General features: G+C 60.4%; 10 protein-coding genes. 2 read left to right on the plus strand and 8 right to left on the minus strand.

What is annotated here, in order from left to right; genetic code table 11:
• The first annotated feature begins 10 nt into the window (after window positions 1-10).
• Both H7995_RS07475 and cobA read left to right on the plus strand, forming a co-directional pair.
• Window positions 11-2,728, plus strand: coding sequence for a nitrate reductase (locus H7995_RS07475; protein WP_185818184.1), 2,718 nt, complete (start codon window positions 11-13; stop codon window positions 2,726-2,728).
• A 10-nt stretch (window positions 2,729-2,738) separates the two neighbouring features.
• Complete coding sequence (cobA, locus tag H7995_RS07480) at window positions 2,739-3,512, plus strand: uroporphyrinogen-III C-methyltransferase (RefSeq protein ID WP_185818185.1); 774 nt, start codon at window positions 2,739-2,741, stop codon at window positions 3,510-3,512.
• 73 nt (window positions 3,513-3,585) lie between these two features.
• Here the strand turns inward: cobA and H7995_RS07485 are convergent, their stop codons facing one another.
• From H7995_RS07485 to ppsA, 8 genes are all read right to left on the minus strand, one after another.
• A complete protein-coding gene (locus H7995_RS07485) occupies window positions 3,586-4,560 on the minus strand; it encodes an OmpA family protein (protein ID WP_166590079.1) in 975 nt (324 codons plus the stop codon).
• 107 nt (window positions 4,561-4,667) lie between these two features.
• The gene (sigX, locus tag H7995_RS07490) at window positions 4,668-5,258 is read right to left on the minus strand and encodes an RNA polymerase sigma factor SigX (protein ID WP_095165477.1); all 591 of its coding nucleotides are present in this window, start codon (window positions 5,256-5,258) and stop codon (window positions 4,668-4,670) included.
• 91 nt (window positions 5,259-5,349) lie between these two features.
• The gene (locus H7995_RS07495; protein ID WP_007916401.1) at window positions 5,350-6,174 is read right to left on the minus strand and encodes a mechanosensitive ion channel family protein; all 825 of its coding nucleotides are present in this window, start codon (window positions 6,172-6,174) and stop codon (window positions 5,350-5,352) included.
• 2 nt (window positions 6,175-6,176) lie between these two features.
• Entirely contained in the window at window positions 6,177-6,422 is a 246-nt protein-coding gene (locus H7995_RS07500) for a CrfX protein (RefSeq protein WP_166590078.1), read from the minus strand.
• A gap of 63 nt (window positions 6,423-6,485) precedes the next feature.
• Window positions 6,486-7,481, minus strand: a complete 996-nt coding sequence (locus H7995_RS07505) for a zinc transporter ZntB (protein WP_166590077.1) — start codon at window positions 7,479-7,481, stop codon at window positions 6,486-6,488.
• A 23-nt stretch (window positions 7,482-7,504) separates the two neighbouring features.
• The gene (gene rraA, locus H7995_RS07510; protein WP_166590076.1) at window positions 7,505-7,996 is read right to left on the minus strand and encodes a ribonuclease E activity regulator RraA; all 492 of its coding nucleotides are present in this window, start codon (window positions 7,994-7,996) and stop codon (window positions 7,505-7,507) included.
• A 195-nt stretch (window positions 7,997-8,191) separates the two neighbouring features.
• Window positions 8,192-9,181 (minus strand): alpha/beta fold hydrolase, encoded by a 990-nt coding sequence (locus tag H7995_RS07515; RefSeq protein ID WP_166590075.1) that lies wholly within the window; start codon window positions 9,179-9,181, stop codon window positions 8,192-8,194.
• Window positions 9,182-9,290: 109 nt separating this feature from the next.
• Window positions 9,291-11,666, minus strand: a complete 2,376-nt coding sequence (gene ppsA, locus H7995_RS07520) for a phosphoenolpyruvate synthase (RefSeq protein WP_166590074.1) — start codon at window positions 11,664-11,666, stop codon at window positions 9,291-9,293.
• Window positions 11,667-11,918: the final 252 nt, after the last annotated feature.

Genomic DNA, 11,918 nt, shown 5'->3' on the forward strand with positions numbered 1-11,918 from the left:
AAGCATCATGATGAAGCGTCAGACGACTGCCTCGACCTGCTGCTATTGCGGGGTGGGCTGCGGCGTCCTGATCGAGCACGACGGCGAGCAGATCCTCGGCGTCAGCGGCGACCCGACGCACCCGGCCAACTATGGCAAACTGTGCAGCAAAGGCTCAACCCTGCACCTGACCGGTGACCTGGCGGCCCGCGCGCTGTACCCACAGTTGCGCCTGGGCAAGGGCCTGGCTCGCACCCGCACCGACTGGGACAGTGCCCTTGACCACGCCGCCAGCGTATTTGCCCGGACCATCGCCGAGCACGGTCCGGACAGTGTGGCGTTCTACATCTCCGGGCAACTGCTGACCGAGGACTACTACGCCTTCAACAAACTGGCGCGGGCGCTGGTGGGCACCAACAACATCGACAGCAATTCGCGGCTGTGCATGTCGTCGGCGGTGGTCGGCTACAAGCGCAGCCTGGGCGCCGATGCACCGCCCTGCAGCTACGAAGACCTGGAGCTGAGCGATTGCGTGATGATCGTCGGCAGTAACATGGCCTACGCCCATCCGGTACTGTTTCGCCGCCTGGAGCAAGCCAGGGCCCGTCGGCCGCAGATGAAGGTGATTGTCATCGACCCTCGGCGCACCGACACCTGCGACCTGGCGGACCTGCACCTGGCGATTCTGCCGGGCACCGATGTCGCGCTGTTCCACGGCATCTTGCACCTGCTGCTGTGGGAAGACTGGATCGACCGCAGCTTTATCCAGGCCCATACCGAGGGGCTGGCCGAACTGAAGCAGCTGGTGCGCGACTACACGCCCCCCATGGTGGCGCAACTGTGTGGCATCAGCGTCACCCAGTTGCAGCAGTGCGCGGAATGGGTCGGCACCTCGCCGAGTTTTCTGTCGCTGTGGTGCATGGGCTTGAACCAGTCCACGGCCGGCAGCGCGAAAAACAGCGCACTGATCAACCTGCACCTGGCCACCGGACAAATCGGCCGCCCGGGCGCGGGCCCCTTCTCCCTTACCGGTCAGCCGAATGCCATGGGCGGGCGCGAAACCGGCAGCCTGGCCAATCTGCTGCCAGGCCATCGCGAAGCCAACAATGCCGGGCATCGCGCCGAGGTCGCCGCCTATTGGGGGGTGCCCACGCTGCCGGAAACGCCAGGGCTAAGCGCCATCGAACTGTTCGAGCAGGTCAACAGCGGAAAAATCAAGGCGCTGTGGATCGCCTGTACCAACCCGGCGCAGTCCCTGCCCGACCAACAGAATGTGCGCGCGGCCTTGCAGGCGTGCCCGTTCGTGGTCTTGCAGGAAGCCTTCAGCACCACCGAAACCGCGCCCTTCGCCGACCTGCTGCTGCCGGCCGCCAGTTGGGGGGAAAAGGAAGGCACGGTGACCAACTCCGAGCGGCGGATTTCCCACGTTCGCCGGGCCATTGCCGCACCCGGTGAAGCACGCCCGGATTGGGCGATCACCGTGGATTTCGCTCAACGCCTGGAGAAACACCTGCGCCCGGGTCAGCCCAGCCTGTTTGCCTTCGATCAACCTGGGCAATTGTTCGATGAATTCAAACAGCTGACCCGCGGACGCGACCTGGACCTGTCCGGTATCAGCCACGCCCTGCTCGACCGCCTGGGTCCACAGCAATGGCCTTTCCCCCAGGGCGCCACCTGCGGCACACCACGCCTCTACGTGGACGGGATATTTCCCACGGCCAGCGGGCGCGCGCAATTTATCGCCGAGCCATTTTGCGCCGCCAAGGAGCAACGGGACGCGCACTTTCCCCTGACCCTGATTACCGGGCGCCTGCGGGATCAATGGCACGGCATGAGCCGCACCGGCACCGCGGCGCAACTGTTCGGCCATGTCAGCGAAGCGCTGCTGAGCCTGCACCCGGATGAACTGCAGCGCCAACACTTGAATGCCGGCGACCTGGTCAGCCTCAAGAGCCGCCGCGGCAGTGTGATCGTCGCGCTCGCCAGCGATGACTCGGTACGCCCGGGGCAAGCCTTTCTCCCGATGCACTGGGGCGACCGCTTCCTCAAGGGCGGCGTGAACGTCCTGACCCAGCCGGCGTTCGACCCACTGTCCAAGCAGCCTGAGCTGAAACACAGCGGTGTGCGAATTGAAGCCGTTGAACTGCCGTGGGAGTTCTTCGCCCTGGTCGAGGGCAATGTTCAACAACATTTCGAGGCGCTGCGCCCGCTCTGCGAAGACTTTTCCTACGTCAGCCTCAGCCTTGCCGGGCGTGAGCGGCCGGCGCTGCTGATACGCGCCGCGTGCGCCCAGGCGCCGGACCCGCAACGGCTGCAGGAGATCGACCAGCACCTGGGGCTCGACCACGGCCCGGTACTGTCCTACGACGATCCGCGTCGCGCCATCGGCAAACGCGTGCGCATCGAACAGGGGCGCATCACCGCGATCCGCCTGGCCGGGGAAACACTGGCCCGGCACTGGTTGCAGAATCTTTGGCTGGAAGGTCGTGTCGATGAGCAATTGCGACCCTGGCTGCTGGCGCCCTTGAGCGCCCCGCCGGGCGCTGCCGGTGCCGCCTCTGGCGCGCAGAAAACCCTGTGCAACTGCAAGAACGTCAGCCACAGCGCCGTGTGCGCCGGCATTCGCAGCGGCCTGGATCTGCAAGGCCTGAAACAACAATTGGGTTGCGGCACGCAATGCGGCTCCTGCGTCCCGGAAATCAAGCGTCTGCTGGCCGCCCAGGTGCGGCCAAGCGCAATCACCTCGTGAGGAATGCAACATGAGCGCAAAAGTCTGGTTGGTGGGTGCAGGCCCGGGTGACCCTGAATTGCTGACCCTCAAGGCGGTACGGGCACTGAGGGAGGCAGACGTGGTAATGATCGATGATCTGGTCAATCCAGCCGTGCTGGAGCATTGCCCCCGGGCGCGGGTCATTGCCGTGGGCAAGCGCGGGGGCTGCCGTTCGACCCCACAAGCCTTCATCCATCGCCTGATGCTGCGTTATGCCCGCCAAGGCAAGTGTGTGGTGCGGCTCAAAGGGGGGGACCCGTGCATATTTGGCCGGGGGGGTGAAGAAGCACAGTGGTTGCGCGAGCGCCAGATCGAGGTCGAACTGGTCAATGGCATCACCGCCGGCCTGGCGGGCGCCACTCAGTGCGATATTTCCCTGACCCTGCGCGGCGTCGCCAGGGGCGTGACCCTGGTGACAGCCCATACCCAGGATGACAGCGAGCTCAATTGGCGCGCACTGTCCCAAGGCGGGACCACTCTGGTGATCTACATGGGAGTGGCAAAACTCGGGGAAATTCGCCAGCAGTTGCTGGACGGCGGGATGGCGCTGGATACGCCGGTGGCAATGATTGAAAACGCATCCATGCCGTGCCAGCGCGAATGCCGAAGCAACCTGACAGCGATGCAGGAAGATGCCTACAGCTTTCAGTTAAAAAGCCCAGCGATCCTTGTGATAGGGGCTGTAGCCGCCTCCGCAGCCCTGCAACAGGGACTGCCGGCGTCCGTGACACCGTTGCCATTGCCGTCCAGCGCAGCGCTGTAACGCCGGCCTGGCAGTAAATCGCAGACAAAGAAAAGCCCGGCCTAAGCCGGGCTTTTCGCGAGCTGCGAGCTAATTACTTAGCTTGAGCTTCAACCTGCGCTTCTACGCGACGGTTAACAGCACGGCCAGCTTCAGTTGCGTTGTCAGCAACTGGGCGGGATTCGCCATAACCAACGGAGCTAACGCGGCCAGCGTCGATGCCGTCTTTGACCAGAACTTGCTTAACAGCGTCAGCACGACGCTGGGACAGCTTCTGGTTGTAAGCGTCTGGACCTACGGAGTCAGTGTGACCTTCAACCACGGTGGTGGTCTGTGGGTACTGCTTCATGAAGTCAGCCAGGTTTTTCACGTCAGCGTAGCTGTTTGGCTTAACAACAGATTTGTCGAAGTCAAACTTGACGTCCAGCTCAACACGTACCACTTCAGCAACTGGAGCTTCTGGCTCTGGCTCTGGAGCCGGTGCCGGAACTGGAGCTGGAGCGACTGCGCCGGCGTTGCCGCCGAAGTTCACACCCAGACCAACCAGGGCGGAGTAGTCCCACTTGCCGTTGTCCATTGCGTAGTCAGCTTCAACGCCGGCACGAGCGAACAGGTTGTCGGTGAAGTAGTACTTAACACCGGTACCAACGATGGCCAGAGTCGACTGATCGCGACCGCTGTGACCGTCAGCTTTTACGCTGGTGCGGCTCTGGTGGCCGAAACCGCCGGAAACGTAAGGACGCAGGGAATCTACGCCAGCCTGACCGAAGTGGTAGGTACCCAGCAGGGAGCCGGTGTCACCTTTGATCTTCTGGTTGCCAGTACCGTCGTTCGAACGGGTGTGGTGAGTCTGATCGTAGTTCAGATCGATCGAAACGTCGTCGGTCAGGAAGTAACCGATGCGAGCGCCTGGATTGAAGCCGTCTTCGATGTGCTTGACGCTATCGTTGTACTGCTTCTTGTAGAACAGCTCGCCTTCAACTGCGCCTTGGCCTTGTGCCAGAACGCCGAAAGAAGTAGCGGCAATAAGAGAACCAATGGCCAAGCCCAAGGTGTTTTTCAGTTTCATCCGTTAAATCCCCATCTGGTGATTGTAAAGCAGTCCCACAAACCGGGGGACAACTCGGCGGCAAGTCTATCAGAACTTGCCTACACGTAAGAGATATTTGCGCCGAACTAAGTTTCAGCAATGCCTGCAAATTTCTCACGCAATTTATCTAGAGCGCGTTTGTACCGCATTTTTGTTGCACTCAAACCCATATGCATGATGTCTGCGATCTCCTGAAATTCCAGCTCTGCGACAAATCGTAGCACCAGAATTTCCCGGTCAATCGGGTTCACATGCACCAACCAGCGATCAAGTCCACCCTTTTCCTCAGGTTTCGGCGTCTTTTCTTCCGACGCTTCCTCGAGGGGGTCCAGACTCAAAGCGTCCATCAAGCGACGCTTACGCCGTTCCTTTCGATACTGTGTGATGCATTCGTTGTACGTGATGCTATATAGCCATGTCTTGAACTTGGATTTTCCTTCAAAGTTCTTCAGGCCGTACAGCACCTTCAACATCACTTCCTGACAGACATCGTCCGCGTCGCGATCGTTCCCAAGATATCGTGCACAGACGTTAAATAAAGTTCTCTGGTAACGCCGCATCAGCTCTTCATAAGCGCGCGTGACGTGAAACAGCTCGGTGTGCGAGCGCGCGACCAACTCCTCATCAGAGAGCTCGCGGGGGTCGTAGCGCGTGGATAGCGATTGGGGTTTATTCAAAACAAGTCGGGCCGACAGTCAGGTCAATGTCCGCCGCGGCCCAAGGGTATCGGGCATTTCGCGGCGGCATACATTAGCAGGGTTTGCCGGGTTAGCGGCTACTAACATGCTGTTCCAGGAGGATCCGATTGGAGAGTGATACTAGCTCACCCTCGTCGGTCAGCAATGTAGTTTTAACCGTGCCGATCTCTTCGATCTGACCTTCGACCTCACCAACACGCACTTGTTGCCCAACCTGATACAACTCACGCACATAGATTCCCGCAAGAATCTGACCGGCAATTTCCCGGCTACCCAATCCCATGGCCAAGGCAACTGCCAGACCAACGGTTATCAAAACGATCACGATCACATGGTTCAGCAGGTCGGTTTTGACTTCGAGCTGACTGATCGCCACCGAGATACTGATGATGATCACCAGGCCCTGGGCTATTCGCCCCAGGCCCGAAGCATAGTCCAGACCGACCCCTTCAGCGGCACCGCGCACCAGGCCATTGGCCAGCTGCGCCAGCAATACCCCTACCAGCAACACCAACGCGGCACCGAACACTTTCGGCAAATACAGTGCAAGCATATCGAGCGTAGCCGAAACTCGCTCCAAGCCAAGGGATTCTGCAGCAGAAACCAGAAAAATAAGCAAAACGAACCAGTAAACGATCTTTCCGATCAGGGTCGAGATCGGAACCTGCAGCCCTGCCCGAGACATCAACTTGGTCAAACCGGTACCGCCCATCAAGCGATCCAGGCCCAGTTTTGCCAACAATTTGGACAACAGGGTGTCCAGCAGCTTGGCCACGACAAACCCCAGCAGCAGCACGACGAGGGCGCCAAACAGATTGGGAATGAAGTTCGCTACCTTGGTCCACAACGCAGTCATTGCCGTGACGAGGCTCTGAGTCCAGAGATCAAGTTCCATATTCAATCAGCCTTATCAGCAGTGCTTGCGTTAGGTTTACGACGGGAAACCGGCGAGACATGGGCCGATCCGTTATTCAGGGCGATCATCAGTGCCGGCAGCCAGCGGCCCAGCAGACTGAACAGATCACCGGCACCCACCTGGCGGTTGGCGGTTTTCAGTACACGACCCAGGCACGCATCATCGTCACGGGTGGACGGGGATGCCTGGAGCATGTCACGTAAAGACTGTTCAAACGGATCGTGCATACGCACCTCTCGTGATATCTGTGAAAGACGCGATCAAAATTCCCCGGGTCACATGACGCCCCTTCATACCCAGCGCAAACGCCGGAACAACCACCACTGGCCCAGCGCCACCGAGACCATGATCAGGCAGGCAACCAGGAAGCCATAGGGACTCTCGGAGAACGGAATGCCACCGACATTGATGCCCAGCAAACCGGTCAGAAAACTCATCGGCAAAAAGATCCCGGTAATGATCCCGAAGCGGTACATGGTGCGGCTCATTTTCACGCTCAGACGCCGGTCTTCGGCCTCCAACACCAGCCCCACGCGCTCGCGGGTCAATTCCAGCTCTTCAAGATAGCGGGTCAGGCTGTTGTTCAATTCGTTCCAGTAGTCGCCGTCATCCTCGACAAACCAGGGCAGTTTGATTCGCGTCAGTTGTCCGAAAATATCCCGTTGCGGCGCCAGAAAACGCTTGAGTCCGGCGGCACGCCGACGGATCTGCAAAATGGAGCCGTGCTCGGGGGTATACCGTTCGTCGGCATCCAGCTTTTCCTCTTCGACATCGACCACTTCCGAGAGGTCGCCCACCAGGTCCTGGACCTTGTGAGTGAGGTACTGGGCCATGTACAGGATCAGTTCGGAAGCCGTCCGCGGCCCCTTGCCCTCGGCCAACTGCACCAACAATTCGTCGGTGGCGCGCAGTGGGCGCAGGCGCAGGGAAATGACCCGTTGGGCCGAGGCGAAAATACGCACCGAGACCATGTCTTCCGGTTCGGCACCAGGGTTGAGGTTGACCCCGCGCAAGAACAGCAGCAATTCGGAGTCCGGCAGCGCCAGCAGGCGCGGCCGGGTGTTCTCCTCCAGCAGCAGGTCACAACTGAATTCACTCAGACCGCTGGATTTACGCAGCCAGGTCTGGGTTTGCGGGTGACTGCGATCCCAGTGCAGCCAGAGGCTTTCGTGGGATTGCAGTTGCAGGTCATCCAGTTCAGTCCGGGCAATCGAACGCGCACCGCCTTTTCCATCCAGCACCAGGGCATGGACCAGCCCCCACTGCGCGTTTTCTTCCTCGAACATCCTCACCCCTGTCTGGTCGCCGTTTATTCAGGCATTTTCAACGCGGTGGGCGAAATGATCACGCCATTGTTGTCCGCATAAATGAACTCGCCCGGACGGAACGTCACACCGGCAAAGGTCACCGGCACGTTGATCTCGCCAAGACCGCGGCGGTCGGACTTCTTCGGATGGCTGGCGAGGGCCTGCACCCCCAGGTCGGTTTGTGCGATGACGTCGACGTCGCGGATGCAGCCGTAGATCACCAAGCCTTCCCAGCCATTCTTGGCCGCTTTCTCGGCAATCATGTCGCCCAGCAGCGCGCAGCGCAGCGAGCCTCCACCATCCACCACCAGCACCTTGCCGTTCCCCGGGAGTTCAGCGTGCTCCTTGACCCGCGAGTTGTCTTCGAAGCACTTGATGGTCACGATTTCACCGCCGAAGGAGTCACGGCCGCCAAAATTGCTGAACATCGGCTCCAAGACCTGTACCAGTTCCGGATAGGTATCGCACAGGTCGGGAGTGAGGTAATGATTCATCGAGAAACTCCTGTAATGAGGAAGACAATCGAGGATGTCACCTTAAAGGAAACGCGCGCTGAGGGTTGCGGTTTAAAGCCGATCTTGCGCGAACACCGCTACTGCATCGCCACGTAAAGTGACCAGAAAAGCCCAATGCGTCATATCTTAGCCGTAAGCGCACCGGAACGAAACGCCCTTGATAGAGCGATCACGTCAGTCTGCACCGACCGTGGCGAGCGCCTGCGCCTGCACGGGTGCCTGCGGATCCGTCAGCCAACGCTGGACCAATGGCCAGACTTCGATTTGCGCGGCTTTGCTCACCAGCATTTGCACATGCCCGAAGTCATCGGCAAAGCCGTGGGCGCGACCCAGGCAAATGTATTGCTTGTGCGTCGAGCCGATTTGCTCGAACAGCTTGCGGCAAGCCCAGTCAGGGTCCTGGTGATCGTTGCTGGCGCTGACGGCCAGAACCGGCACCTGCACCTCGGCCAAGCCCGCCCACCAGTCCTTGTCGGCATCACCAAAACGCCCGAACAGGCCGTACCAGCGCATGCTCTCCAGGGCCAGGCCGATCGGCTCGTCTTCCGGCCCACGCTTGAGACGAGATCCCGACAGTTGGGCAAAACGATTGAGGATGAAACGTCCGCTCCATTCCACCGGGGGAATTTTCAACGGCCAGTAGGTGCGACTCACCTGCGTGCCGAAAAATGCGGCGCTGGCGACATCGGCCTCTTCCAGGTAGTGACCACCCAATGCAGCGGCCAGGGTGATGCCACCCAGTGAATGGCCGATCCAGTGCGGTGCCTGCCCGCTCAGTTCGCGGACGAACGCGGCGATGGCCGGCAGGTCGTAGCGGGCATAGTCGGCCACCCGGTTCTTGCGGTAGTGCTGATTGCGCTGTGACAGGCCGTGCCCACGCATTTCCGCAATCCACACATCAAAACCAGCGCGTGCCAGGTACGCCCCCAGGCCCAGGCCCTTGGGGGAAAACCAGAAACGCCGGTTGGAAAAACTGCCGTGCAGCAAAATCACCGGAACCCCGCGCAGGGCGGGTTCATCGGCCATGCCCAGGCGGGTCACTGCCAGCTCAACGGTGCCGTCCGGGCTGTTGCCCGGTTTCAGGCGATAGACGTCCTCACTCAGATCGCCGCGACGCTCGGCGCTGATCAAGGCGACAGGAAACAGGTTACTGCTGCTTTGCATAATGCTCTTGCACAAAAAAGGGCGGCATCCGAAGGAGCCCGCCCTACTTGAATCTCAAAACAGATCCCTGGTTCCTGTCACTGCAGGAGCCAGGGGCCTGTTCACACCATCAAGCCGAAGCTTGACCCTCAGCCAGGAAGAACCAGGTTTCCAGTACGGAATCGGGGTTCAACGAAACGCTTTCGATGCCCTGCTCCATCAGCCACTTGGCCAGGTCCGGGTGATCGGACGGGCCCTGACCGCAGATGCCGATGTACTTGCCGGCCTTGTTGCAGGCGGCAATGGCATTGGCCAGCAGCTTCTTGACCGCCGGATTACGCTCATCGAACAAGTGCGCAATAATCCCGGAGTCACGGTCCAGGCCCAGGGTCAGCTGGGTCAGGTCGTTGGAGCCGATGGAGAAACCGTCGAAGAATTCCAGGAACTCTTCCGCCAGGATCGCGTTGGACGGCAGTTCGCACATCATGATCACGCGCAGACCGTTTTCGCCGCGGGCCAGGCCGTTCTCGGCCAACAGGTCGACGACCTGGCTGGCTTCGCCCAGGGTGCGCACGAACGGCACCATGATTTCAACGTTGGTCAGGCCCATCTCATTGCGCACACGCTTGAGGGCGCGGCACTCGAGCTCGAAGCAGTCACGGAAGGCTTCGCTGATGTAACGCGAGGCACCGCGGAAGCCCAGCATCGGGTTCTCTTCTTCCGGCTCGTACAGCTTGCCGCCGATCAGGTTGGCGTATTCGTTGGACTTGAAGTCCGACAGGCGCACGATGACCTTTTTCGGCCAGAACGCAGCGGCCAGGGTGCTGATGCCCTCGACCAGCTTCTCGACATAGAAACCGACCGGATCGTCGTAGCCGGCGATACGCTTGTCGACGCTTTCCTTGATGTCCGCAGGCAAGCCGTCGTAGTTCAGCAGCGCCTTGGGGTGCACGCCGATCATGCGGTTGATGATGAACTCCAGGCGGGCCAGGCCCACACCGGCGTTCGGCAACTGCGCGAAGTCGAAGGCGCGGTCCGGGTTGCCGACGTTCATCATGATCTTGAACGGCAGCTCCGGCATGGCGTCCACGGAGTTCTTCTTGACGTCGAAACCCAGTTCGCCTTCAAAGATGAAACCGGTGTCGCCTTCGGCGCAGGAAACAGTGACGCCCTGGCCGTCTTTCAGCAGTTGGGTCGCGTTACCGCAGCCCACTACCGCCGGGATCCCCAGCTCACGGGCGATGATCGCCGCGTGACAGGTACGGCCGCCACGGTTGGTGACAATGGCGCTGGCGCGCTTCATGACCGGTTCCCAATCCGGGTCGGTCATGTCGGAAACCAGCACGTCGCCCGGCTGGACCTTGTCCATCTCGGACACGTCCTTGATGATGCGGACCTTGCCGGCGCCAATGCGCTGGCCGATCGCACGGCCTTCCACCAGCACGGTGCCGGTTTCCTTGAGCAGGTAACGTTCCATGACGTTGGCCTGGGTACGGCTCTTCACGGTTTCCGGACGGGCCTGCACGATGTACAGCTTGCCGTCGTCACCGTCCTTGGCCCACTCGATGTCCATCGGGCACTTGTAGTGCTTCTCGATGATCATCGCTTGCTTGGCCAGCTCGCTGACTTCCGCGTCGGACAGGCAGAAGCGCGCGCGCTCGGCCTTGTCGACGTCCACGGTCTTGACCGAACGACCGGCCTTGGCCTCGTCGCCGTAAATCATCTTGATCGCTTTACTGCCCAGGTTGCGGCGCAGGATCGCCGGGCGACCCGCGGCCAGCGTGCCCTTGTGGACGTAGAATTCATCCGGGTTGACTGCGCCCTGGACCACGGTTTCACCCAGGCCGTAGGCGCCGGTGATGAACACCACGTCACGGAAGCCCGACTCGGTATCGAGGGTGAACATCACGCCGGCAGTGCCGGTTTCCGAACGCACCATGCGCTGCACACCGGCCGACAGGGCCACCAGCTTGTGGTCGAAGCCCTGGTGGACGCGGTAGGAAATGGCACGATCGTTGAACAGGGAAGCGAACACTTCCTTGGCTGCACGAATGACGTTCTCGACGCCACGAATGTTCAGGAAGGTTTCCTGTTGACCGGCGAACGAGGCGTCCGGCAAGTCTTCGGCGGTGGCCGAAGAGCGCACGGCCACGGCCATGTCCGGGTTACCGGCCGACAGGGTGGCGAACGCGGTGCGAATCTCGGCGTTGAGCTTCTCCGGGAACTCGGCTTCCATGATCCATTGACGAATTTGCGCGCCGGTACGGGCCAGCGCGTTCACGTCATCCACGTCCAGCGCATCCAGCGCGGCGTGGATCTGGTCGTTCAAACCACTTAATTCGAGAAAATCACGATAAGCCTGAGCTGTCGTGGCAAAGCCACCCGGGACCGATACACCGGCACCCGCAAGATTACTGATCATCTCGCCGAGGGATGCGTTCTTGCCCCCCACATGCTCTACATCATGGACGCCGAGCTTATCGAGGGAAACTACGTACTCTACCAAGGTGATCTCTCCACTAACTGTGTTGGAAAAGCTCAGGTTACTGGCCGCTCAAGGGAGCATTTGCCAGCTGTATGGCCTGGACCTGGAAAATAAGTGAGAATGCCGGCCAATCCGGGCCGCCAAATCGCGCCTATCATATCCAAGAATCGTCACTAGTGTCCTGTGTCGCAGATGCGTGTTTTTTGGGCGAGTGACTGTTGTTGCCAGACAAGGCGCCGCGACAAGTCATAGCTGGCTATGGCGAGGAGCGGC

It is taken from the genome of Pseudomonas kielensis (genome assembly GCF_014236655.1).
Lineage (GTDB): Bacteria > Pseudomonadota > Gammaproteobacteria > Pseudomonadales > Pseudomonadaceae > Aquipseudomonas > Aquipseudomonas kielensis.

Excerpts from the sequence above, each read along its gene's own strand:
- rraA (WP_166590076.1), bottom strand. The coding sequence starts at position 7,996 with ATGAATCATTACCTCACTCCCGACCTGTGCGATACCTATCCGGAACTG.
- H7995_RS07505 (WP_166590077.1), bottom strand. The coding sequence starts at position 7,481 with ATGTTCGAGGAAGAAAACGCGCAGTGGGGGCTGGTCCATGCCCTGGTG.
- H7995_RS07515 (WP_166590075.1), bottom strand. The coding sequence starts at position 9,181 with ATGCAAAGCAGCAGTAACCTGTTTCCTGTCGCCTTGATCAGCGCCGAG.
- H7995_RS07495 (WP_007916401.1), bottom strand. The coding sequence starts at position 6,174 with ATGGAACTTGATCTCTGGACTCAGAGCCTCGTCACGGCAATGACTGCG.
- H7995_RS07500 (WP_166590078.1), bottom strand. The coding sequence starts at position 6,422 with ATGCACGATCCGTTTGAACAGTCTTTACGTGACATGCTCCAGGCATCC.
- cobA (WP_185818185.1), top strand. The coding sequence starts at position 2,739 with ATGAGCGCAAAAGTCTGGTTGGTGGGTGCAGGCCCGGGTGACCCTGAA.
- H7995_RS07485 (WP_166590079.1), bottom strand. The coding sequence starts at position 4,560 with ATGAAACTGAAAAACACCTTGGGCTTGGCCATTGGTTCTCTTATTGCC.
- H7995_RS07475 (WP_185818184.1), top strand. The coding sequence starts at position 11 with ATGAAGCGTCAGACGACTGCCTCGACCTGCTGCTATTGCGGGGTGGGC.